Genomic DNA, 23,989 nt, shown 5'->3' on the forward strand with positions numbered 1-23,989 from the left:
CCAGACGCCGACCGCCAAGGAGAACGATTAATGGAAATGCTTTTCATCCGACGATGAAACTTGGACCGTGCCCCGGCGCGCGGAATGCATTCCATTGACCTGACGGTCACCGACTTCTCCTATTGCGATCTAACCCCATGCAGCAGCTTGAACTGACCTACGCGCAGGAATGCCCGGCGCACGACATTGAAATCGAAGCCATCAATGCCGAGGCCTTCGGACCGGGACGCTTTACTCGTGCCGCGCATTTCATCCGTGAAGGCGGTCCGCATGCTCTCGATCTTTCCTTTGTGGCGCTGATGGGCGGCATCGTCGTCGGGTCTGTGCGGCAGACGCCGGTTATGGTCGGCAAGACGCCTGCGCTTCTGCTCGGGCCGCTTGCTGTACGGCCTGAATGGAAGAAGCGGGGTATTGGCGGCAAGCTGATGCGCATGTCGCTGGAAGCAGCCCGGAAGGCTGGCCACAAGCTGGTCATCCTCGTCGGCGACGAGCCCTATTACGGTCCATTCGGGTTCCAGATGGTGGCGCCGGGTTCGATGGTCATGCCAGCGCCTGTCGATCCGCGCCGGATGCTCGCCTGCGAACTTGCAACCGGCGCGCTGAACGGTGCCAGTGGCATCGTGCGCCACGCCAATCAGGCCTGATTGATTTCGTCTGGGACGTTAGCGGAGACGCTTGTTTTCCCCTCATCCTGAGGAGCCGTCGCAGATGGCGTCTCGAAGGAGAGGGGAACTGAACCGGCGCTCGCCCTTGATCCTTCGACAAGCTCAGGATGAGGGCGTCGGACGAACGCGGTTTACCGCCCTTCGCGATACCACATGCTGCCGAAGACGAAGAGCAGCAGGCCAAGCGCCAGGAAGCCGGAGAACAGCGGCAGGCGATTGACGCTTTTCAACTGCGTATCCGCAGTTTCACGCAGGCCGATCCAGTCATTGCCGCTGGCGCTACGATTACCACTGATGGCGGTAATCGTGGGAACCCGGACCGAACTCGCGGCGCTTGCCCGTACACGATGGACCGAGCCGCCGGTCGCGTCAGCGAGCGGCTTCAGGCGATCCACCGTGGAGATGCTGTCTGCGAATTCGGGCGCATCGATCGGCCCCACATGGGCCAGTGCTTCCAGATCGCCATTTTTCACCCGGAAGATGCCGATCTCGTCCGTCTGCAATGAACCTTCGAACAGGCCCGGCTTGCTTTGCGCAAGATTGACCTGCAATTCCTTGCCGGATGGGGTGGTGACGGTTGCAACACCCGGATTGTCGCCCATGGTCTGGCGGCGGATGGAAAGCGTGCGGCCATTGCCGGAGGCGGTCAGCGCCTCTTCCTCCAGTTCAGGCTCCTGCATCAGCCAATGCGCGATGCGGCGATAGAGCGAAGCATAGGGGCCGCCGCCTTCAAAACCGCGCGCCCAGAGCCAGCCCTGATCGGAGAGGAACATGCCGACACGGCCTTTTCCGACGCGGTTGAGAACCAGCAATGGCTTGTTGTCTGCGCCGCTCATCACGGTTTCGCCCTGCGGCGCGGTAATGTCGATGGTGCGGAACCAGCGGCTCCAGTGCGGCGGCTCCTGATCACTGCCGTCGAGGCCGCGCGTGACGGGGTGGCGTTTGCCGATCGTCGTGAGGCGCGGATAGAACGCCTTTTCCGTCACCGCGCCGGTCGGCATGGCGGGCAGGGCGCTATAAAGCGGCGTACGGGCAATCGACATTTCGCCTGCATATTCCGGGCCGGCTGCGACCAGCAAGGCACCGCCATTCTCCACATATTGCGCAATGTAATCGTAATAGAGGAGCGGCAGCACATCACGGTGCTGGTAGCGGTCAAGGATAATGAGGTCGAACTCGTTGACCTTGTCCACGAAGAGTTCACGCGTCGGGAATGCGATCAGCGACAATTCGTTGATCGGAGTGCCGTCCTGCTTTTCCGGCGGGCGCAAAATGGTGAAGTGGACGAGATCGACAGCAGCATCGGATTTCAGCAGGTTGCGCCATGTGCGTTCGCCATTGTGCGGCTCACCGGAGACGAGCAGTACGCGCAGGTTCTCGCGAACGCCGTCCACGGTCGCGACAGCGCGATTGTTGGCGTCGGTTACTTCACCGGGAAGCGCTGGCGTGGTAATTTCGACAATGTTCACACCGGCGCGCGGCAGGGTGATGGTGACGGGCGTTTCCTGCCCGACCCGCGCTTCTTCCTCGCTGACGGTTTCGCCATTGACGCGGATTTCGACCGGCGCAGGGCTGCCGAGGTTCTTGCCTTCATCGATCACCGTAAACGACATTTCGAGCGGCTTGCCGCTGATGCCATAGCGCGGCGCCTTGTTGAAGCGGATGCGGCGGTCGAATTCGTCCGGCTTGCCGGTCACAAGACTATGCAGCGGCGCATCGAAGCCGAGTGCATTCTTGTTGGCGGGAATATCGTGGACCTGGCCGTCGGTAATCATGATCGCGCCCGCGACGCGGGAGGGCGGCACATCGAGAAGCGAACGCGCCAGCGGCCCGAAAAGCCGGGTTGCATAACCGTCTTCGTTTTCGCCGGGCTTGCCTGCTTCCACCACGCGGGTTTCAAACTGCGGCATGGCTGCAAGCTGGTCCTGAACCGCCTTCAAGGCGGCATCAGTGTCGGCACGGCGGCTGCCGAGTTCCTGGCTCTGGCTGCGATCCACCACCACCGAGACCACGCTTTTCAGCGGTTCGCGTTCTTCATTGATAATGACGGGATTGAAAAGAGCGAGTGCAAGTGCCGCCGCAGCCAGAAGGCGGATCAGCCCGCCACGCATCCGCAACGCAATCGTGGCCAGAACCAGCAATGCCAGCGGCACGAGAACGGCAATCAGCCAGGGCGTGGAGAGGAACGGTTCGAATTCGATATTCATTCTCACCTCTTACCGCCGTTCGCGTTCACGATCAGGGGAAAAGAGAAGCGGGATTGGGCGATGACGTGGCTGCAAAACATCATGCTAGTTCCCCAGCCGCTCGATGAGGTCCTTGGCGTGGACCTGATCGGACTTGTAGTTGCCGGTCAGCATATACATCACGATGTTCACACCGCCGCGAATGGCATAGATGCGCTGCATCGGGTCGTTCGGCACGGTCGGAAGCAGCGGATTGCCTTGCTCATCCACGGCCCATGCGCCTGCGAAATCATTGGCAGTAATCATGATCGGCGTCACGCCGTCGCCGGTGCGCACGGGGCGTTCCCGGGGCGAGGCGTTTGGTGTCGAGGCCTCGACCCAGAGCGGGCTTCCTTCATAGCGACCGGGGAAATCCGGCATGATGAAGAAGGATTTGGTCAGCACATGATCGTCGGGCACGGGTTCCAGCGGCGGAACGTTCATGCCATCGAGAATGGCGCGCAGGCGCTGGTTGGCGGGTGAGGCGGACGGATCAAGACTGGCTCCGGCCTGCAACTGGTCGCGCGTGTCGAAAAGCACGGTGCCGCCCTGCTGCATATAGGCATCGACCTTGGCAATCGCTTCCGGGCTTGGCATCGGCGCTTGCGGGTCGATAGGCCAGTAGATCAGCGGATAAAAGGCCAGCTCATCCTTGGCGGGATCGACGCCGACAGGGTCGCCCGGTTCGAGCGCGGTCTTGTCCATCAGCGCGAAGCTCAAGCCCCGCATGCCTGCCTTGCTGATGTCGTCGGTCTGGGCGCTGCCGGTGATGACATAGGCAAGATGCGTCTGCGAGACGGAGTTGATGATCGCCTCGTCTCCAGGCTTGCTGTCGTCATGCACCTGCTCTTGAGCCCCAGACTGGGATTGTGCCTGAGTCTGAGCCTGTGCTTCGCCTATTCCGAAAGGAAGAAGGTTGAAGGCGAGAGAACCGGCCAGCAGAATGGCTATTCCCGCTGCCTTGGCGCGCACTTTCATGCGGCGTCGGAAGGCACCGCGCAGCCACAGCATCAAAAGCGTATCGAGTGCGAGAAGCATCGCGGCGACCGCAAAGAACGGTCCCGCCAGCGAGATCGACTGGTCCGATGTGTAGGAGGCGGGCGTTATTCCGATGGATAGCGTCGGCTGGGCAATCGGTTGCAGCTTGATGTTCGCACCTTCAAAGATGTTGAGCGCTTTCAAACCGTCCTCATTGCCATAAAAACCGGGCGGCGTGTTGATGCTGACGCTGGACTGCTTGTCCTTTTCGACGATGAGCGGCTTCGCCTCGGATGTGGGCGGGGTCAGCGCACCGGAAGCCGAAAGGAGCTGGTAGGGCGGCAGCGAGACCGAAACCTGATTTTCCTGCGCGCCGGTTCTCTGTGACAGCGACACGATGCGGCGCAGCATTTCCACGAATGAACCTGAAATAGGCAGGCTCGACCAACTGGCATCGGGAGAGATGTGGAACAATACGATATTGCCGCGTCCGCGCTGTTCGCCGGTCACAAGCGGCGTTCCGTCCTGAAGAACGGCGTAAGCCTTGTCGTTAAGATCGAACGACGGCTCGGCAAGAACCTGCCGGGTGACGGTCACATCATCGGGGACGGTCAGACCGGCAAAAGGTCCCTTGTCGGGGAAAATGCGCAGCTTCTGCGGTTCCGACCACGATAACGTGCCGCCAAGCGCGCGTTCGCCCTTGCGCAATTTCACCGGCAGCAGCGGATCATTGTCGCTGGCACCGGCAAGACGCGGACCTGCAAACCGCACCAGCGTGCCGCCGTCCTCGATCCACTTGGAAAGCTGTTCGGTGACAGGCTGCGGCAGCGTGCCGATATCGGCCATGATGAGGATCGACGGCTTTGCATCCAGCACTTCCGGCACGGATTGCAGCAGATCGGCGGAGCGCGGTTCGATCAGATTGACATAGGGCGAAAGCGCGCGGGAAATATAATGCAGCGGCGAGAGAAGGGGCTGCGCCAGATCGCCGTCACCGCTGGCGATAAGGCCGACTGTGCGCCGTTCCGATCCCGCATCGATCAGCCGTGTTGCACCTGCCTGTTCAATGCCGTCCACGCGGATCAGGCGGAAATCATTGCGAAGCTCCACCGGCAGGTTGAAGCGTGCAGTGCCTTCTGCGCTTCCAAGCGCGAAGGAAAGCGGCGCTTCAGCGATGCGACGTCCCTTGTCGTCATAGGCAGCAGCAGTGAGCGTGCGCGGAGCAGATACACCTTCCGGGCGGATGGCGACGGCTTCCAGACTGTCAGCCTTGTTGTCTATGCCTGTCATTGCAAAGGTGCGGCTGAGGTTCGCGCCATACCAGAGAACGGAGGCGAGATGCCCCGACTTGTCCAGTTCCGCAAAGGTTTCCGCATCATCAGGTGATGCCAGCCCGTCGCTCATGAAGGCAAGGCGGACCTTTGTATCGGCGGGCAAGGTGGAAGCCAGTCGTTCCATTGCCGACTTGCGATCAACCGGGATGGGGCGCGGCTCCAGCGCCTGAAGTCGCTCGGCAGCGCCCTTGCCGTCATAGGGGCCGATTTCGGCATTGGCTGGTTCCGCTGAACCCACGATGTAGATCGGCGCAGCGGTCCCTTCTGCATCGGAGATGAGTTTTTCGGCAGCATTGACCCGCTGTTGCCAGTCCTCGGCGGAAGCCCAGCCATTGTCGACAACAATGGCAAGCGGCTCCTTGCCGGACAGTGCGACCGGACGCGGATTCCAGACCGGCGAGGCAAGTGCGAGAATGACGAGCGCGGCAATCAGCAGCCGCAGCAGCGTCATCCACCATGGACTTTTCGACGGCACTTCCTCGCGCTTGAACACCTGCGCCAGAATGCGAAGCGGCGGAAAGGTTTCCTCCTGCGGACGCGGCGGCGTCATGCGCAAAAGCCACCAGATGACCGGCAGGGCGATCAGCCCGGCGAGGATGAGCGGCGAACCGAAGGCGAGCGGCAGAAAATTCATGTGCTGCTTCCCTTGGCGCCAGTCGCCATTGCGCTGCTCCCTGTTGCGCTCAGGGCATCGTGAAGCCGTGCCAGTGCTTCCGCCGTCGGCCTGTCTGTCCGGTGAACCGTATAGCTCCAGCCGAGCCGTTTGCAGAAATCCGACAGGGTTTCACGGCGCGCAATGTAGAGGCGGCGATAGTCGTCCGCATAGGTTTCGGCCCGACCGGCGACGAGTGTGGCGCCGGTTTCCGGATCGCGGAACTCGGTGCGGCCCGAATAGGGAAATGTTTCTTCTGCCGGATCGGCAACTTCCACCAGATGCGCGCGGACACCGCGCTGCGCCAGACGGTTGAGAAGATCGGTCAGTTCATCGAACGGATGCAGGAAATCCGATACGAGGACGACTTCGGAAAAGCGGCGGATCTGCCCGATGTCCGGCAGCGCCGCAACCGGCGTTTCGTGCATCAGCGCTGCTGCCAGACGTTCGGCGCCGTTGCGGGCCGAAAAAGGCTGGATCAGCGCCGGAAAGGCAATGCGTTCGCCGGAGCGCGACAGAAGTTCGGCAAGAGCGAGCGTCAGCACGAGCGAACGCGCTTCCTTGGATGCGGGCGCAAGCTGCGAGCGATAGAGCATCGAGGGCGAGAAATCGCACCAGAGCCAGACCGTATGGGCGGATTCCCATTCGCGGTCGCGGACATAGGTATGATCGTCGCGCGCGGAACGCCGCCAGTCGATGCGGGAAAGGGATTCGCCGTCCACATAGGGACGGAACTGCCAGAAATTTTCGCCGGGACCGCGTTTGCGCCGTCCGTGCCAGCCGTTCATGACGGTGTTGACCACGCGCTGAGCTTCAACCAGCAGATCGGGGATGGCTGCTGCCCGCGCACGGGCGCGAGCAAGTGTCTCCTTGCGATCTGCGGTGGAAACTTCTGCGCCAATGACCATCAGACGGCAGCCTTTACCAGATTGGCGATGACGTCACGAATATGCATGCCATCGGCGCGTGCAGCAAAGTTGAGCGCCATGCGGTGCTGAAGGACTGGCTCGGCCAGCGCTTTCACGTCATCGACGGATGGGGCAAGGCGGCCTTCATAAAGCGCGCGGGCGCGGGCGCACAACATCAGCGCCTGACTGGCGCGTGGGCCGGGGCCCCAGGCAATATGCTTCTTCGCATGGTCGTTGTCGGCGTCGGGTCTTGCGGAGCGCACCAGCTTGAGGATTGCTTCCACGACGCTTTCCGACACCGGCATACGTCGCACCAAAGTCTGCATTTCGATCAGCCGTTCGGCGTTGATGATCTCATAGGCCTTGGCCTCGGAAACGCCAGTTGTTTCCAGAAGAATGCGGCGTTCCGCATCCAGTTCCGGATAGAGGATGTCGATCTGCATCAGGAAGCGGTCCAACTGGGCTTCCGGCAGCGGATAGGTGCCTTCCTGCTCCAGCGGGTTTTGCGTCGCAAGCACATGAAACGGTGCCGGGAGATCGTAACGCTGGCCGGCGACGGTGACGTGATATTCCTGCATTGCCTGTAGCAGCGCAGACTGCGTGCGTGGGCTGGCGCGGTTGATTTCGTCGGCCATCAGGAGCTGCGCGAAGATCGGGCCCTTGAGATAGCGGAACGAGCGCCGCCCGTCGGCATCCTGTTCCATGACTTCCGAGCCGATGATGTCGGATGGCATCAGGTCGGGCGTGAACTGGATGCGCTGGCCGGAAAGGCCAAGCACGGTGCCCAGAGTTTCGACCAGCTTGGTCTTGGCGAGACCCGGTACGCCGACCAGCAAGGCGTGCCCGCCAGCCAGAACGGCGACGAGCGTGCGCTCGATCACGTTTTCCTGACCGAAGATCACAGTCCCGACGCTTTCCTTGATGCGTGCGATGTCTGCGAGCGCCCGTTCGGCCTCCGCGACGATCTGTTCGGGATTGGCGGTTTCAGGCGTAACGATAACGCTCATGTGGACCTCGCAATATGACCGCTCTGGCGGAAGTGCCTTATAAATCGCATATAGTGCTGACAAGCCGCGAAACGGTGACTATTTCATGACTTCGAGCATATTAAACACATTCGAGCAGGAATAACCGAGTCGGATGATAAAAAGCACCCCTGAAGGCAAAGACGCGCCGCAAGATTCCTTATGGAATATTGGGCGGAGCACTGAGACGACCGGCGGTCTGGAGGCCTTGATTGCGCGCGCCCATGCCGATGCGCAAAGCGGTCCGGCAACGAAAGAGCGCGGGATTCCGCCAGTTGAGCGCTGGAACCCGGACTTTTGCGGCGATCTCGATATGGAAATCAAGGCGGACGGCACCTGGTTCTATATGGGTACGCCGATTGGGCGCAAACAGCTTGTGCGGCTGTTCTCAACGGTGTTGCGCAAGGATGACGATGGCCGGACCTATCTCGTAACGCCGGTGGAAAAAGTCGGTATCCGTGTCGAGGACGCACATTTTGTTGCGGTGGAGATGGAAGTGTCTGGCGAAGGCGAGGCGCAAGTGCTGACATTCCGCACCAATGTGGGTGACGTCGTGGCCGCCGAGGCGCAGCACCCCCTGCGCTTCGTAATCGAGCAGACAAGCGGTGGTCTCAAGCCCTATATATTGGTTCGCGGACGGCTGGAGGCGTTGATCGCACGGGCCGTCATGTATGATCTGGTGGCGTTGGGCGAAGAAATCGAAATCGACGGCGTGCCGACATTTGCGGTTCGCTCTGGCGGTGTGGTCTTTCCGATCATGGCGTCCGATGCACTGGAGGCTGCACTGCAATGAAAGAATTCCCAGCCTTTTCAGCCGGTGATTTTGCCGAGCGGGTTCGGCAGTGGCGCCCTAACCAGGATGATCTGATTGGCGATCATTCGCTTAATCCCGATATTACACAATTAATGACGATGGCGAAGATGCGCGACGCCGCCGTTCTTGTGCCGGTGGTGGATCGCGGGTCGGAAGCTACACTTCTTCTGACGCAGCGCACCGATACGCTGCGCAAGCATTCCGGCCAGATCGCCTTTCCGGGCGGCGCAATCGACCCGGAGGATGGCACGGCGGAACGGGCGGCCCTTCGCGAGGCGAATGAGGAAATCGGGCTTGCGGCGGATCGCGCCGAGATCATTGGCAATCTGCCGCGTTATCTCACCGGCAGCGGGTTCTCGATCACGCCCATTCTGGCGGTGGTGAAAACGCCGTTCGACGTGCATCCCAACCCGGATGAAGTTGCCGATATTTTCGAGGTGCCGCTTTCCTTCCTGATGAACCCGGAGAACCATCGGCGTGAAAGCCGGCTGTTCAACGGCAAGGAACGCTTCTATTACGCCATGCCCTATCACGAGCGATTCATCTGGGGGGCAACCGCCGGTATCATTCGCGGACTTTATGAAAGGCTCTACGTTTGAGCGAGAGTATGAATATTTCCGGCAAGGCGGATTGGCTGAAAGCAAAGCCGTTGCAAGCCCTGTTCAAGGCGCTGAACCGTGATGGCGGCGAGGCGCGTGTTGTGGGTGGCGCTGTGCGCAACACGTTACTTGGCACCAAGGTGAGCGATGTCGATCTGGCAACGACGCATCTGCCGGAAGAAACCGTGCGGCTTGCGACGGAAGCCGGTTTCAAGCCGGTGCCGACCGGCATCGAGCATGGCACGATTACTGTCGTCGTGCAGGGGCATCCGTTCGAGGTCACCACGCTGCGCCAGGATATCGAGACCAATGGCCGCCATGCCAAGGTCGCCTTCGGCACCGACTGGAAAGCTGATGCGGAACGGCGCGACTTTACCATCAATGCGCTTTATGTGACGGCCGATGGCACGGTTATCGATGATGTCGGCGGGCTTGCCGATATCGAGAGCCGGACGCTGCGCTTCATCGGCGATGCGGAACAGCGCATTCGCGAGGATTACCTGCGCATCCTGCGTTTCTTCCGCTTTTTCGCCTGGTATGGTTCGGGAAGGCCCGAGGCCGACGGCTTGCGCGCCAGCGCACGATTGAAGGACGGTCTTTCACAGCTTTCCGCCGAGCGGGTCTGGTCGGAGCTGAAGAAGCTCCTGTCTGCCCCCGATCCGTCGCGCGCGCTTTTGTGGATGCGACAGGCCGGTGTCTTGAATTTCATTCTGCCTGAAAGCGAGAAATGGGGTATCGACGCCATTCATGGGCTGGTGCGGACCGAGGCCGATCTTGGCTGGCAACCCGATCCGCTGCTGCGACTTGAGAGCATCATTCCGCCCGATAGCGTGCGGATGGAAGAGATGGGCAAGCGTCTGAAGATGTCCAATGCGGAAAGGGCGCGGTTTGAAGCCTGGGCACGGGCCGACGCTGTCAAACCCGAGCTTTCAGAACAAGCGTTGAAGAAAACCATCTATCGCGGCAGCAAGCAGGCTGTGCTTGATCGCATTCGTCTGGCCTATGCGGCGGCGCGAGCCGATGCCGCAGGCAGCGACGATGCAATGATCCGCGCTGGTGGTTTCGCGCGTCTTCTCGATGCCGCCGAACATTATGATGCGCCTGTTTTCCCCGTCACCGGCAGCGATCTTCTGGCTCAGGGCATTGAAAAAGGGCCGGGCCTCGGAGAAACATTGCGATCTCTCGAAACTTTCTGGATTGACTCCGGTTTTAGTCTTGACCGTGCCACGCTTCTGGACAAACTTGATCGCGGTTAGAGCGGTTCCGCTCTAACCGTTTTTTCCCAGGCATTTCCGAACACAAAACCGTGTCTCACTTTTGTGGGAAATGCCCTGAAAATGAATAGCTAGTGGCTTGCTTGCAAATTTCAGCCGTAGTTTCATCGCTTTATAGCGGGAGCATGTTTCCCAAAAGTGGGAACCGGTTTTGGGACAAAACAGGCCCAATATAGGCAATGAAGACTTTTCAGCGCGCGTTTTGAAAGAATATGAGATGTCCAATCCCGATACATCGATACAAGACAAGGCAGCGACCGATCCGAAGCAGAAGTTTGGTACCGAAGGCATCGCCGCCATGGACCGGCCAAGCCCGATCACCCGTTTCTTCATGGGGATCGTATCCTGGGCTGAAGGTCTCAATCTGAAATATGCCAAGCTCGGCAATCCGCCGGTCTATGACAATGCGACTTTCCCCTGGTCCGCCGAGATCGAGAAGGAATGGCCTGCCATCCGCAAGGAGCTGGATACGGTTCTGCTGCGTCAGAGCGAGCTGCCTTCCTTTCAGGATATTTCGACCGATGTGAAGACGATCTCGACCGATAATCGCTGGAAGACATTCTTCCTGCTTGGTTTCGGCGTGAAGTCGGAACAGAACATCAAGGCCTGCCCGGAAACCTGGCGTATCGTCAACAAGATCCCCGGCCTGACGACGGCAATGTTCTCCATCTTTGAACCGGGCAAGCATCTGCCGCCGCATCGCGGGCCTTATAATGGCGTGCTGCGCCTGCATCTTGGTCTCATCGTGCCGGAACCGAATGACCAGCTTGCCATCCGCGTGGACAATCAGGTCTGTCATTGGCAGGAAGGCAAGGTGCTGATCTTCGACGATGCCTATGAGCATGAGGCGTGGAACCACACCGACAAGACACGCGTGGTCCTTTTCGTCGATTTCGTGAAGCCGCTCAAGTTCCCGGCGCGTTTCGTCAACTGGTGCCTGATGAATCTTGCGATCTTCACGCCCTTCATCAAGGAGGGACTCGATAACCACAATGAGTGGGAAAAGAAATTCTATGCGGAAGCAGAAAGGCTTCGCAACCAGCCGAAAGCCTGAACGGTTTGACTTCTGGCGAATGTGATCGTAGATGATCCGACAGAGGGCTTGTGGGCCTTCTTGTCTTACTCCACGCATTTCGAGGCGCAAAACAGATTAGCGCTTTTGCCGGAAATGCATTGAAGAGGAATTGTTGATGCTAGGGATTGTAGGAAGCCTTTGATCGTTCCGAACTAGCTGCGAGATGGCAGGTGCTGAAAGCGCCTGACGGGCAGTGTTCAGGAGCGGAAACGGCATTGGCCGTGGATGGTTCACCATCCGCGAGAGCCGGTGCTTGTCATGGTTTCCATCCAGGCATGAACAACAATGAATATCTCACGCATGGAACAGCGCGTCTTGCACGTGCTGGCGCAGGGCGGTTACATCCGCCATCTGCGCGAAGACGGACGTATCTGCGAAATCGAATGCTTTACCCGTGAAGGCTATCTGCTTTCCGATTGCACGATGGCAATTTTCCAGCAGTTGCGCCGTAAGCGACTGATCGAATCCCGAATGGGTAGTCCTTATCGCATCTCGTTCAAAGGGCGCGAAAATGTTCGCGCTCAGCTCAACAACCGGTGAAGGAGAGCGTCATGCATATTCGCAAGGAAACGTCTGAAGATGCCGCTGAAATCCGTCACCTGACGGATGAGGCATTCCGCACCGTGGCTTACAGCAACCAGAAGGAAGGAGAAATCGTCGATGCGCTTCGCGCTGCAACGGCGCTCACTCTGTCGCTGGTTGCCGAAGACAAAGGCGAAATTCTGGGGCACATCGCTTTTTCGCCGGTTCTGATCGGCGGCGAAGACAAGGATTGGTACGGGCTTGGGCCTGTTTCAGTCAGTCCAGACAGGCAAGGTGAGGGGATCGGCGGCAAGCTTATCCGCGAGGGCCTTGCGCAATTGCGTGCGGCTGGAGCTAAAGGCTGCGTTCTTCTGGGTGATCCCGGCTATTACGGTCGTTTCGGCTTCAAGGCCGATGAGCGGCTGAAACTGCCGGGTCCGCCAGCGGAATATTTCCAATGTCTGGCCTTCGGGCCGGATATGCCGCAAGGCAACGTGACCTATCATGTTGCATTCAACATATAAAAAAGGGCCGGTTTTCCGGCCCTTTTCATTCAGTACCGTTAAGGCCACTTCACCACAGGCGGCATGGAAGACAGGATGGAATTCACATTGCCGCCGGTCTTGAGGCCGAAGATCGTGCCGCGATCGTAAAGCAGGTTGAACTCGACATAGCGGCCACGGCGGATGAGCTGTTCGTTGCGATCCGCGTCGGTCCAGTCCTTGTTGAAGTTCTGGCGCACCAGATGCGGATAGACGACCGAGAAGCCGCGTCCCACATCGCGCGTATAGGCGAAATCCGCCTCCCATCCGCCTTTTTCGTCCGGCGAATGCAGCCAGTCATAGAAGATGCCACCGGTGCCGCGCGGTTCATTGCGATGCGGCAGGAAGAAATATTCGTCGCACCAGTCCTTTACGCGTTGGTAGTCGACAATATCCTTGTGCTTCTCGCAGATGAAACGGAAGGCCTTGTGAAAGGCAAGCGTATCGGGATCATCCTGCGTGCGGCGGCTGTCCAGAACCGGCGTCAGATCGGCACCGCCACCGAACCATTGGCGCGTCGTCACCACCATGCGCGTGTTCATATGGACGGCAGGCACATTCGGGTTCTGCGGATGGGCGATGAGCGAAATGCCGCTGGCCCAATAGCGCGGGTCTTCCTCGGCACCTGGAATCTGCTTGCGGAATTCCGGCGAGAACTCGCCATAGACAGTCGAGACATGCACGCCGACCTTTTCGAAGACACGGCCATGCATGATGGACATGACACCGCCGCCGCCACGACCTTCGTCCTTCTGCCAGGGGGTGCGAACGAAGCGTCCGGGCTCACGATCAGAAAGCGGGCCCTGCAATTCATCTTCAAGTTGTTCGTAGCTTGCGCAGATGCGGTCGCGCAGTTCCTCGAACCAGTGCTGTGCCGCCTGCTTCTTCTCTTCGATGTCTGCGGGGATGATTGCTGGAATTTCGTCGCGTTGCATTGTCTGTTTCCTTCCGGCGCGGTTTGCCGGATCGTCGGCGGTATCAGGCAGCCAAGGGTAAATGGATGAACTATTGCTTCTTGGCTTATCAAAGTCCGCTGCTGGCGCAAAGCACGAAGCGCGCGATCGCCGGGCAGTATAGACCCTCTCCCCAAGAAAAGACTCGTCTTTGTTAACCTGCTCCCTTATCTTTCTCTACCCAGGGTTTGGAGGCAAAAGCATGACAGCAGCACCGCCCCGTCCACCGCTCGAAGGCTTGCGCAAGCAGCTTCAGAAGAGTCGCGCCCAGAAAGGCCTGAAGCAAAGCCGGATGCCGCGCGATGGTTTCGTTCGCGAGACATTTACCCTGCCGAGGCTGGCAGCGCGTGAAAAAGCGCGCGAATGGTTCGAAACATTCCCGAAAGCAGCCTACTGGACAGAAATCGAAAGCTGGTGCGAGCGTCCGGACGATGTGATCGAGTTTACCATGCGCCGGCTTGCGACTGCGGACTAGATTAGAGAACTGGTTCAGCCTGACTGGGTAAATCGATGAAAAGAGAATCGAATTAGATGCTTGTTGAAACCGCCCCCTGGCCAAAACCGGAGGGCGCATAGTTTTTTGATTTGTTATACTGTTACCTGTCCGATCTCACATTGAGAGCTTTGATTTCAAGGTGAGTTTATTCAGAATAGCCAATATGAAGGTCTAGAATTTTATCTTCAAGCCCGCTGATACAGTTGCTGCCTGAAACGAAGCGCCGGCGCCATTGGAAATGAAGTCCTGCGTGTTGTCGGAGCGATCGATAATCTGGGTATCGCCTCGCATTTTCAGATGCTTTTCAAACCCGGCAGCGACGAAAAGGCTTGTTTGCTCGTTGAACGAATAGGACACGTTCGCCTGAAGTTCAAAGAATGGCGCAGCGTCAAACGTTTCAATGAAACGCAGATCGCGCATCCAGTGATCATCGATATCCTTGCCGGAAACGGTCATACCGGCGCGCCCGAGAGCGCTGAACGACCTACGGTTCAGTTTCGTGGTCCATTCGGAACCAACGAAAAGCGCTGGCAAACGCTGTTCGTAACTTATTCCTTTCTCATTAGGAAAAGTTCCCTCGGTATCGCGAAAATATCGTGAACTATAGACGTAATCGCCACCATAGGACGTCCATTTCACATTCGTATATTTAAAGCCTCCATGCACATTCAGCGTATTCTGGGGGTTGATAACGAAGTTATGCCCCAGGGCGACGTCAAAGCTGATGTAACGGTCCAAATCGGTTTCGCTTTGAGAGTGATCTGTCCAGTCGGCGAAATCATATCCCTGGAAACCGCGAATATTGGAAAGCCAATCATAATCGTGCATATTTCCTTTCCCCTGCAAACCGACTTTCAAGTTGCCAGAGAATGTAACGTCAGAACCAATGTCTGCTGTTATCTTGCCGCTTAAAACCGGCATCTGAGACTTCCAGATAAGATGACTTATTCTGTCGTCTTGGTCATATACTATTTCGTCGGCCTTGATCCAGGAATATCCTATGCCGCCAGAAATTGTATAGTTTACGCCCGTATATTTTTGTTCTAAAATATCTGCTGAATTGGCAATTCCGCAATTTATACAGTATAAAAAAATAGAAAATATAAATTTCTTCAATATTCGTCTCCAATCACATTAACGTGTAATGGCGATGGAGTAATTTTAATAATGTTTTGAATCAATCCCATGATTGATCTGGCAATTTATATTTTCAAAATTGCCAGATCAGTAACCCTATAAATCTAGTGGATTTTTCGAATTTGACGTTTGAAACGGGATTAATATCGAACGGGTATCAAACGTCAAATTCAATCCACTGGCAATTTATTTTCCTGCTGTCTGCGGTGCCTTTTCCCAGGCATTCCAGTTCTGGATGATGCTGTCGGCATAGGCCTTGCCGACGCGATAGGCGTTGGTCGTGGCGAGCGGGAAACCGCCGGAATTTGCGGCGAGGGATTCAGCCGCCGTCTGGTCCTTGCCCTGACGGTCGAAGTTCGACGCGGTGCGCAGCAATGCGATGCGGTCAAAATCGAGTTTACCGGCTTCGGCAGCGCGCTTCAGCGCGGTCAGGGTGGCATTGTCTTCCATCTGCGAGGTGCAGTAGTCGGCCTTGCCGTCGGTCAGAAGCTTCGACCATTCGGTCATGGCTTCGCCGAGCTTCGCGCCGTGCCAGTAGGTATCGCCCGATGCCGTATCGCAGATCGTGACCTTGGGCGCGCCGGTTGCCGCTTCCTGCGTATAATGCTTGCGATATTCCTTCGCCGCGTCGCTATCGAGAAGTTCGACGTCCTTGGTCGTTGCCAGAGCGTAATCGGCGAGCTTGCCGTTCAGTTCGAACACTTCCGTGCCTGCGGCCCATTTCGGCTTTTCGCCGGGCTTTGCAGCGCCGAGGCCGAAGAAATCCGTGGGCCAGCCTTCCGGCGCTTCACGAATGTCGATGCGGTGGTTCAGATTGGCATCGATGGAATATTTTGCCCAATGCGCCGATCCGAGCGTGCCATGTTTCGGGTCGACACCGGCGATGCCCGCGATCAGGAAATAGGTATGCGAGAGGTCAAGCTTGTCGCTCAGCGCCATGGCCGCCGTCGCGCTTGCGGCATTGGCGAAGCCCATGGCCGTGGTCATATGGCAGAGGCCTTCGGCGGTGCAGTCGATCTCCGGATATTCGGGGCTCAGGCCCGGAAGCTTGAGCTTCTGCGTGAATTTTTCGCCTTCAAACCATGGCTTGGCTTCTTCGCCGAACATGGTGATGACCATCACCTTGGGCGCGATGGCGGAAGCTTCCTTGGCAAAGGCCGGAGCGCTTGCCAGCAGGGAAGCGGCGGAGGCAGCGAGAGTGAGTGTGCGAACAGACAGGTTCATGGACGAAGCGAGCCTTTCAGACCGGATGGGGGATGGGATGCCTTGCGAAGCCGGTCCTTTCGCAAAGCGCAATCCTGAAGTGTCATTCCTGCCGGAGGGAATCGACGATTTCCCTCCGCTGGCGCAGAGCTTCGCCTGCCGTCATCGCAACCGAAACCGCAAGATTTAGCGATCTGGTGCCGGGCATCATCGGGATCAGAAGCCGTGCATCGGCGGAATCATGGACATTGTCGGGGACGCCTGACGACTCGCGCCCGAAGAGCAGGATGTCATTTTCCTGAAACTGGTAATCCGTATAGGGGATCGCTGCCTTGGTGGACAGCAACACGATGCGGCGTCCGGCCTGCAAGCGCCAGGCTTCGAAGTGACGCCAATCCGGATGACGGGTGAGGGCGGCCTGCTCCAGATAGTCCATTCCGGCGCGCTTCAGGGAGCGGTCGGAAATGTCGAAACCGGCGGGTTCGATCAGGTCGACCGCGAAGCCGAGGCATGCGGCCATACGCAGGATGGTTCCCGTATTGCCGGGGATGTCGGGCTGGTAAAGTGCGACGCGCAGTTCCATATGATGCGGGTAGCTTACAAATCCGATGGCTGCAAGCGTTCAGAGTGATTGCGCGTCTCACGTCAACATATCAGTAGGCGAGGATGGCGCACGCAAGAAAAAATTATTCTCGCATCACGAAAATATTCCTGTTTTGTTCCTGCTCCGTCTTGGAAAATTTGCAAGGTGCCCGTAAAAGGATCGCCATGTTCAGATGGTTTGAAAAACGACTCGAAGCCTATCCCGAAGAACCGCCGCGCGAACCCCCGCGCGGACTGGTAGCCTTTTGCCTTTATTATACCCGCGGCGCATGGCCGTGGATCATCGGCATGGCGATCTTCACCACGCTCATCGCCGTGATAGAAGTGTCGCTCTTTGCCTTCATGGGCAATATTGTCGACTGGCTGTCGCACCAGTCGCGCGAGACATTCCTGAGCAATGAAGGCTGGCGGCTGGCGCTGATTGCGGGCGTTGTCCTGATCGGCCTGCCGGGTGTGGTGCTGATCCATTCGCTGCTGATCCACCAGACATTGCTCGGCAATTATCCGATGCGTGTGCGCTGGCTGATGCACCGTTACCTGATCCGCCAGTCGATGGCGTTCTTTCAGGACGAGTTTGCCGGACGTATCTCGACCAAGCTGATGCAGACTGCTCTCGCCGTTCGTGAAACGGTGATGAAGCTTCTGGACGTGCTCAACTATGTCATCGTCTATTTCGCGGGCACGCTGTTCATCGCAGCGTCTGCCGATCTGGTACTGATGATCCCGTTTGCCGTCTGGCTCGTCGTCTACATCATATTGCTGCGTGTCTTCATTCCGCGTCTGCGCGTGATTTCGGAACAGCAGGCCGATGCGCGTTCGTCGATGACGGGGCGTATCGTCGACAGCTATACCAATATCGCAACCGTGAAGCTTTTCTCGCATTCAAGCCGGGAAGAATCATATGTGAAGGAAAGTCTCGATGGCTTCCTCGGCACCGTGCATCGGCAGATGCGGCTCATCACATTGTTTCATTTCACGCTCTATATGGCGAACTGCATTCTGCTGTTTGCGGTGGGCGCAATCGGCATCCAGCTCTGGATGAATGAAGCGATCACTGTCGGCGCCGTTGCCGTTGGTATCGGTCTGGTGCTGCGCCTCAACGGCATGTCGCAATGGATCATGTGGGAAATGTCGGCCCTGTTTGAAAACATCGGCACGGTGGAGGACGGGATCACGACGATTGCGCGTTCGCATGAGGTCGTGGACGTTCCCAATGCACCGGCATTGCATGTGACCCGAGGCGAGCTCGACTTTGACAAGATCGGTTTCCATTACGGCAAGGGCAAAGGGGTTATCGAAAATCTCACGCTCACCATCCAGCCGGGCCAGAAAGTGGGCCTCGTCGGACGGTCCGGCGCGGGCAAGTCCACGCTGGTCAATCTGCTGTTGCGCTTCTACGATCTGGAGAAGGGCCGCATTCTGATCGACGGGCAGGACATTTCCAAAGTCACGCAGGATTCACTTCGCGCCAATATCGGCATGGTGACACAGGATACGTCGCTTCTGCACCGTTCGGTTCGCGAAAACATCATGTATGGGCGACCGGATGCGACAGAAGAAATGTTGCAGCAGGCGATCCGTCTGGCGCAGGCCGACCAGTTCATTCCGCTGTTGACCGACCCGAAGGGACGGCAGGGGCTGGATGCGCATGTCGGCGAACGCGGCGTCAAGCTTTCGGGCGGACAGCGCCAGCGCATTGCCATTGCGCGCGTGATGCTGAAAGATGCGCCGATCCTCATTCTGGACGAGGCCACCTCGGCGCTCGATTCGGAAGTCGAGGCGGCCATTCAGGACAGCCTCAATACCTTGATGGAAGGCAAGACCGTGATCGCCATCGCGCACCGCCTTTCAACCATCGCGGCACTTGATCGCCTCGTGGTTATGGACAAGGGGCGCATCGTCGAAGACGGCACGCATGAGGAACTTGTGGCGCTCGGCGGCATTTATGCAAGTCTATGGGCTCGTCAGTCGGGCGGTTTCCTTGGCTTCGATGAAAATACCGAGGATGCGCTGGTAAAATAAGGACAGAAGCCATTGATGAAAGCGGTTTACAGCCTGTTCGAACGTTGGGTCGATCCCTTTCGTGAACCGGACCGGCTGAGACCGCCTTCCACCACACTCGGCTTTCTATGGCATTACGCGAGACAGGCGAAATGGCCGCTGGCCGTTTCCCTTGTGGTTGGCGGGTTGCTGCCGCTGGTCGAGGCAGGACTGTTCTATTTCACGGGCAGGCTGGTCGATATTCTCGATCAGGCGGGCAAGGGTGGCATCGAACGAAGCTGGTCGGCGCTTTTGCAGGCGGCAGGGCCTGAACTTCTGTTCATGGGCATAACCGTCCTGGTGATCCGCCTCGTCGTGACAGCGATCAATACGCTGATCGAGGACCAGACCTTGTCGCCGGGCTTTTACAACATGATCCGCTGGCAGGCGAATTCCTATGTTCTCCGCCAGTCCTACGCCTTCTTCCAGAATGATTTTGCCGGGCGCATTGCCACCAAGGTCTGGCAGGCAGGGCAGGCGGCAGGCGACCTCATCGAAAGCCTTATTCAGGTCGTCTGGTTCATGGCGATCTACAGTATCACAACACTGTTTCTCGTCGGTCGGCTCGACTGGCGGCTGGCAGCGGCGGTGGTCCTGTGGATCATCGCCTTCGGCTTCATCGCCTGGCGCTACCTGCCGCGCATCCGCAAGAATGCCGAGGCCTCCGCCGAGGCGGGATCGATGATTAACGGGCGTATCGTTGACAGCTACTCCAACATCCAGACGATCAAGCTCAATACTGCCGATGACGATGAGCGCTATCTGCGCGACGGTTTCGAGCGCTATCTCGGCGCAATTCTTCCGTTCATGCGCTCGCTCACCGGCGTTCGCGTTTCGCTTACAGCACTCTCCGGCCTGATGATCGTGACGGTTGCGGCGATTGCCATCGATTTGTGGACGCGCAATGCCGTCACGGTCGGGCAGGTGTCGTTCACGCTTGGTCTCGTGCTGCGCCTCAATATGCTCCTTGGCCGTCTCATGATGCAGCTCAATGGCATGCTGCGCCAGCTCGGACTGATCGAGAATTCCATGCGGCTGGTCTCTGCTCCGCTCGGTCTTGAAGATCGGCCAGATGCCAAACCCTTGCGGGTGACGGAGGCGCGCATCGATGTCCAGAACGTCACCTTTCATTACGGCAAGGCTGCGGGTGTTCTCGACCATATCAACCTCACTGTGCGCGGCGGTGAAAGGGTCGGTCTCGTCGGCCATTCCGGTGCAGGCAAGTCCACTCTCGTGAACCTCATCCTGCGCCTCTATGATGTTGAGAAGGGCTCTATCCTTGTTGACGGGCAGGATATTCGCAACGTAACCCAGACATCGCTGCGCCGGGCCGTTGCGGTCGTCAGTCAGGAAACCGCATTGCTACACAGGTCGCTGCGCGACAACATCATGCTGGCGCGCGACGATGCGACCGATGAGGAATTGCTGCAGGCGGCACGTCAGGCCGAAGCTGACGGGTTCATCGCCAATCTTGAGGATTTTCAGGGGCGGCGCTCCTTCGATGCCTTCGTCGGTGAGCGCGGCGTCAAGCTTTCCGGCGGGCAGCGCCAGCGGATCGCCATCGCACGCGCCATATTGAAGGACGCGCCGATCCTGATCCTCGATGAGGCGACTTCCGCACTCGATTCGGAAGTGGAAGCCTCGATTCAGGAGAATCTGAAACGTCTCATGGACGGTAAGACCGTAATTGCCATTGCGCACCGCCTTTCCACCATTGCAGCGCTCGATCGCCTCGTGGTGATGGATCAGGGCCGCATTGTAGAGGAGGGGACGCATGACGAACTTATCGCCCGTGGCGGCATCTATGCGGGACTTTGGGCCCGCCAGTCGGGCGGTTTCATAGGGCGGAACGGAGAAAGTTGAAAGCTTTCCGCTGTCTGTAATGCGTTATCGCTTTGCTATGCATTCCCTGAATTCAGCAAGCAAATCCGCCTGCGACATCGTGCCGTCATAAGGGCTTGGTGTCTGGACAAGCGATTTTTACACGCATAAACCGGATAGTGAAATGGAGGGAATTTCGTCCTGTGAGCACTTGCGGGACTACTTTTGCGCAAGTGCAAAAGAGGACGAGGGGAGAGTTCAATTGAACATGCAGGTTGAAAAGGAATTGGCACGTGAGCGCACACGACACGGCTGAGCCGACACGGCGTGATTTTTTGTATATTGCGACGGGAATGGCCGGTGTCGTCGGAGTTGGCGGACTGGCCTGGCCGTTTATCGACCAGATGCGTCCGGACGCTTCGACACTCGCGGCTGCGTCCATCGAGGTTGATGTTTCGTCCCTGACGGAAGGAGCATCATTAACTGTTAAATGGCGTGGTAAGCCGGTTTTCATCCGTAACCGCTCCGCCAAGGAAGTCGAGGATGCCAAGACAACCGCTCTTGGTGATCTCAAGGATCCGATCGCGCGTAATGCCAATCTTGCTTCGGACGCGCAGGCGACCGATCTCGCCCGCTCGGCAGGCGAAGGCAAGGAAAACTGGCTGGTGATGATCGGCGTATGTACCCATCTGGGTTGCGTGCCGCTCGGTGAATCCGGTTCTTTCGGTGGCTGGTTCTGCCCATGCCATGGTTCGACCTATGACACTGCCGGTCGTATCCGCAGCGGTCCGGCGCCGGAAAACATGCACATCCCGCAATATGCGTTCACTTCCGATACGGTCATCAGGATCGGCTAACAGGTCTTGGGGAGAGATGAAATGAGTGGTGGACACTCCACATACACGCCGAAGACCGGCATCGAAAAATGGGTGGACGAACGGCTTCCCTTGCCGCGCCTCGTCTATGATTCTTTCGTGGCCTATCCGACGCCGCGTAACCTGAACTACATGTACACCTTCGGTGGCATTCTGAGCTTCATGCTCATTTCGCAGATTCTGACCGGCGTTGTGCTGGCCATGCATTATGCTGCGGATACGGGCATTGCGTTCAATTCCGTTGAAAAGATCATGCGTGACGTCAACTCCGGTTGGCTGCTGCGCTACATGCACTCCAACGGTGCATCCTTCTTCTTCATCGCCGTCTATCTCCATATTGCCCGCGGCCTTTATTACGGTTCCTACAAGGCACCGCGCGAGCTTCTGTGGATACTGGGCGTGGTGATCTTCCTTCTCATGATGGCAACCGCCTTCATGGGCTACGTGCTGCCATGGGGCCAGATGTCCTTCTGGGGTGCAACGGTTATCACCGGCTTCTTCACGGCGTTCCCGATCATCGGCGAGCCGATCCAGCAATTGCTGCTCGGTGGTTTTGCGGTCGACAATCCAACGCTCAATCGCTTCTTCTCGCTGCATTACCTGCTGCCGTTCATGATTGCGGGTGTCGTTATCCTGCACGTCTGGGCGCTGCATGTGACGGGTCAGACCAATCCTACCGGCATTGAAGTCAAGTCCAAGACCGATACGCTGCCGTTCACGCCTTATGCGACCATCAAGGACGCTTTCGGCGCGCTCGTCTTCTTCGTGTTCTTCGCCTATTTTGTCTTCTACCTGCCGAACTTCCTCGGTCATCCGGATAACTATATCCCGGCAGATTCGCTGAAGACGCCTGCTCACATCGTTCCTGAATGGTACTTCCTGCCGTTCTACGCGATGCTGCGCGCCATCACCTTCAACATCGGCCCGATCGATTCGAAGCTCGGCGGCGTTCTGACCATGTTCGGTTCGATCGCGATCCTCTTCGTCGTGCCGTGGCTCGATACATCGAAGGTTCGTTCGGCTGTCTATCGTCCATGGTTCAAGCTGTTCTTCTGGCTGTTCGTGATCAACGCCATCTTCCTCGGCTGGCTCGGTTCGCGTCCTGCGGAAGGCTCCTACGTCTTCATGGCGCAGCTGGGTACGCTCTACTACTTCGCATTCTTCATCATCATCATGCCGGTCATTGGCCTGATCGAAACGCCGAAGCGTTTGCCGAACTCGATCACCGAGGCGGTTCTGGAGAAGAGCGGCAAGGCCGAGATTACCCCAGTGGAAATCAAGGGCTGAACCAGCGAGAGAGATGAAGGACGTAACAATGAAAAACATCCTCAAGAATTTCGCTGCCTTCGGTATTGCTCCGCTGGTTGCGCTTGGTATCGCCCTGGCTACGATGGGTGGTGCCTCGGCTGAGGAAGGCGGGAATGCTGCGGAGCCCGAGCATTTTCCGATCCACCATCCCAAGCAGGAAAAGTGGAGCTTTTCCGGCCCGTTCGGAACCTATGACAAGGGCCAGCTTCAGCGCGGCCTGAAGGTCTACAAGGAAGTCTGCTCGGCTTGTCACTCGATGAATCTGGTGGCTTTCCGTACGCTGGAAGGTCTTGGTTATTCGCCCGAACAGGTCAAGGCGCTTGCCGCTGAATATGAAGTGCAGGACGGGCCGAACGCGGATGGCGAAATGTTCACCCGCAAGGCGCTTCCGACCGATCACTTCCCGTCGCCATATCCGAACGCGGCTGCTGCTGCGGCGGCAAACAATGGTGCGGCTCCGCCGGACTTTTCGCTGATCGCCAAGGCACGCGCAGTGGAGCGTGGGTTCCCGCAGTTCATCTTTGATATATTCACGCAATATGCCGAAGGTGGCCCGGATTATATCCATTCTCTGTTGACCGGCTTCGATGAGCAGCCGCCTGCAGGCATGCAGATCGCTGAAGGTACGCATTACAATCCGTACTTCATTTCGGCAAAGGCGCTCGCTATGGCGAAGCCGCTGAGCGACGACCAGGTCACCTATGACGATGGTTCGCCGCAGACGGTCGATCAGTACGCACGCGACGTTTCGGCATTCCTTATGTGGGCAGCAGAGCCGCATCTGGAAGATCGCAAGCGGACCGGTTTCCGGGTCATCATATTCCTGATCCTTTTTGCTGGTCTGGTTTATGTTGCCAAGCGTTCGATCTGGTCGGATGTCAAGCACTGACAATGGATCAACCTGAATTAAAAGATGGGCGCCGTGAGCGCCCATTTTTTT

21 protein-coding genes are annotated in these 23,989 nt (G+C 57.9%); 13 read left to right on the top strand and 8 right to left on the bottom strand.

Translation table 11 applies throughout. The features are described 5' to 3' along the window. Window positions 1-137 precede the first annotated feature (137 nt). Window positions 138-644 carry a GNAT family N-acetyltransferase gene (locus F9K91_RS13820; protein ID WP_151556038.1) on the top strand — a complete coding sequence of 169 codons (507 nt, stop codon included), beginning with the start codon at window positions 138-140 and terminating at the stop codon, window positions 642-644. Window positions 645-796: 152 nt separating this feature from the next. Here F9K91_RS13820 and F9K91_RS13825 read toward each other — a convergent pair whose 3' ends face one another. From F9K91_RS13825 to F9K91_RS13840, 4 genes are all read right to left on the bottom strand, one after another. Further along, a complete protein-coding gene (locus F9K91_RS13825) occupies window positions 797-2,872 on the bottom strand; it encodes a glutamine amidotransferase (protein WP_151677997.1) in 2,076 nt (691 codons plus the stop codon). 84 nt (window positions 2,873-2,956) lie between these two features. Then, window positions 2,957-5,836 carry a DUF4159 domain-containing protein gene (locus tag F9K91_RS13830; protein ID WP_151677998.1) on the bottom strand — a complete coding sequence of 960 codons (2,880 nt, stop codon included), beginning with the start codon at window positions 5,834-5,836 and terminating at the stop codon, window positions 2,957-2,959. Beyond that, a complete protein-coding gene (locus tag F9K91_RS13835) occupies window positions 5,833-6,762 on the bottom strand; it encodes a DUF58 domain-containing protein (protein ID WP_151651963.1) in 930 nt (309 codons plus the stop codon). Before F9K91_RS13835 ends, F9K91_RS13830 begins: the two co-directional genes overlap by 4 nt. Beyond that, complete coding sequence (locus F9K91_RS13840) at window positions 6,762-7,769, bottom strand: AAA family ATPase (protein WP_010659594.1); 1,008 nt, start codon at window positions 7,767-7,769, stop codon at window positions 6,762-6,764. Before F9K91_RS13840 ends, F9K91_RS13835 begins: the two co-directional genes overlap by 1 nt. Window positions 7,770-7,902: 133 nt before the next feature. Between F9K91_RS13840 and F9K91_RS13845 the strand changes: the two genes are divergently transcribed. The 6 genes from F9K91_RS13845 (at window position 7,903) to F9K91_RS13870 (ending at window position 12,595) form a co-directional block, all read left to right on the top strand. After that, window positions 7,903-8,580 carry a DUF1285 domain-containing protein gene (locus tag F9K91_RS13845; RefSeq protein WP_151556043.1) on the top strand — a complete coding sequence of 226 codons (678 nt, stop codon included), beginning with the start codon at window positions 7,903-7,905 and terminating at the stop codon, window positions 8,578-8,580. Next, window positions 8,577-9,200, top strand: a complete 624-nt coding sequence (locus tag F9K91_RS13850; protein ID WP_151677999.1) for a CoA pyrophosphatase — start codon at window positions 8,577-8,579, stop codon at window positions 9,198-9,200. Before F9K91_RS13845 ends, F9K91_RS13850 begins: the two co-directional genes overlap by 4 nt. Continuing rightward, entirely contained in the window at window positions 9,197-10,456 is a 1,260-nt protein-coding gene (locus F9K91_RS13855; RefSeq protein WP_167522215.1) for a CCA tRNA nucleotidyltransferase, read from the top strand. Before F9K91_RS13850 ends, F9K91_RS13855 begins: the two co-directional genes overlap by 4 nt. Window positions 10,457-10,691: 235 nt before the next feature. Then, on the top strand, window positions 10,692-11,528 hold the full coding sequence (olsC, locus tag F9K91_RS13860) for an ornithine lipid ester-linked acyl 2-hydroxylase OlsC (RefSeq protein ID WP_151556045.1): 837 nt from the start codon (window positions 10,692-10,694) through the stop codon (window positions 11,526-11,528). Between the two features lie 306 nt (window positions 11,529-11,834). Further along, window positions 11,835-12,089 carry a YjhX family toxin gene (locus tag F9K91_RS13865; protein WP_151556046.1) on the top strand — a complete coding sequence of 85 codons (255 nt, stop codon included), beginning with the start codon at window positions 11,835-11,837 and terminating at the stop codon, window positions 12,087-12,089. A gap of 11 nt (window positions 12,090-12,100) precedes the next feature. Continuing rightward, window positions 12,101-12,595, top strand: a complete 495-nt coding sequence (locus F9K91_RS13870; protein ID WP_151678000.1) for a GNAT family N-acetyltransferase — start codon at window positions 12,101-12,103, stop codon at window positions 12,593-12,595. A gap of 38 nt (window positions 12,596-12,633) precedes the next feature. Here F9K91_RS13870 and hemF read toward each other — a convergent pair whose 3' ends face one another. Beyond that, window positions 12,634-13,548 carry an oxygen-dependent coproporphyrinogen oxidase gene (gene hemF / locus F9K91_RS13875; RefSeq protein ID WP_151556048.1) on the bottom strand — a complete coding sequence of 305 codons (915 nt, stop codon included), beginning with the start codon at window positions 13,546-13,548 and terminating at the stop codon, window positions 12,634-12,636. A 220-nt stretch (window positions 13,549-13,768) separates the two neighbouring features. Between hemF and F9K91_RS13880 the strand changes: the two genes are divergently transcribed. Further along, window positions 13,769-14,041 carry a hypothetical protein gene (locus F9K91_RS13880; protein WP_010659602.1) on the top strand — a complete coding sequence of 91 codons (273 nt, stop codon included), beginning with the start codon at window positions 13,769-13,771 and terminating at the stop codon, window positions 14,039-14,041. Between the two features lie 192 nt (window positions 14,042-14,233). On the opposite strand, the gene F9K91_RS13885 is transcribed toward F9K91_RS13880, so the two are convergent. The 3 genes from F9K91_RS13885 to F9K91_RS13895 form a co-directional block, all read right to left on the bottom strand. Then, a complete protein-coding gene (locus F9K91_RS13885) occupies window positions 14,234-15,178 on the bottom strand; it encodes an omptin family outer membrane protease (protein WP_235912986.1) in 945 nt (314 codons plus the stop codon). A 207-nt stretch (window positions 15,179-15,385) separates the two neighbouring features. Beyond that, entirely contained in the window at window positions 15,386-16,423 is a 1,038-nt protein-coding gene (locus F9K91_RS13890) for a purine-nucleoside phosphorylase (protein WP_151651959.1), read from the bottom strand. 82 nt (window positions 16,424-16,505) lie between these two features. Continuing rightward, a complete protein-coding gene (locus F9K91_RS13895) occupies window positions 16,506-16,985 on the bottom strand; it encodes a tRNA (cytidine(34)-2'-O)-methyltransferase (RefSeq protein ID WP_151651958.1) in 480 nt (159 codons plus the stop codon). A gap of 185 nt (window positions 16,986-17,170) precedes the next feature. Between F9K91_RS13895 and F9K91_RS13900 the strand changes: the two genes are divergently transcribed. The 5 genes from F9K91_RS13900 (at window position 17,171) to F9K91_RS13920 (ending at window position 23,938) form a co-directional block, all read left to right on the top strand. Next, window positions 17,171-19,027, top strand: a complete 1,857-nt coding sequence (locus tag F9K91_RS13900) for an ABC transporter ATP-binding protein (protein WP_151651957.1) — start codon at window positions 17,171-17,173, stop codon at window positions 19,025-19,027. A 15-nt stretch (window positions 19,028-19,042) separates the two neighbouring features. Next, the gene (locus F9K91_RS13905) at window positions 19,043-20,908 is read left to right on the top strand and encodes an ABC transporter ATP-binding protein (RefSeq protein WP_151678001.1); all 1,866 of its coding nucleotides are present in this window, start codon (window positions 19,043-19,045) and stop codon (window positions 20,906-20,908) included. 251 nt (window positions 20,909-21,159) lie between these two features. Further along, window positions 21,160-21,723, top strand: a complete 564-nt coding sequence (gene petA, locus F9K91_RS13910) for a ubiquinol-cytochrome c reductase iron-sulfur subunit (RefSeq protein ID WP_061345909.1) — start codon at window positions 21,160-21,162, stop codon at window positions 21,721-21,723. Window positions 21,724-21,744: 21 nt separating this feature from the next. After that, window positions 21,745-23,028: a cytochrome b gene (locus F9K91_RS13915; protein ID WP_061345910.1), complete on the top strand. Its 1,284-nt coding sequence runs from the start codon at window positions 21,745-21,747 to the stop codon at window positions 23,026-23,028. Window positions 23,029-23,056: 28 nt separating this feature from the next. Continuing rightward, a complete protein-coding gene (locus F9K91_RS13920) occupies window positions 23,057-23,938 on the top strand; it encodes a cytochrome c1 (RefSeq protein ID WP_192799248.1) in 882 nt (293 codons plus the stop codon). Window positions 23,939-23,989: the final 51 nt, after the last annotated feature.

The sequence above is a fragment of the Brucella tritici genome (assembly GCF_008932295.1).
In the GTDB taxonomy this organism is placed as follows: Bacteria; Pseudomonadota; Alphaproteobacteria; order Rhizobiales; family Rhizobiaceae; genus Brucella; species Brucella tritici.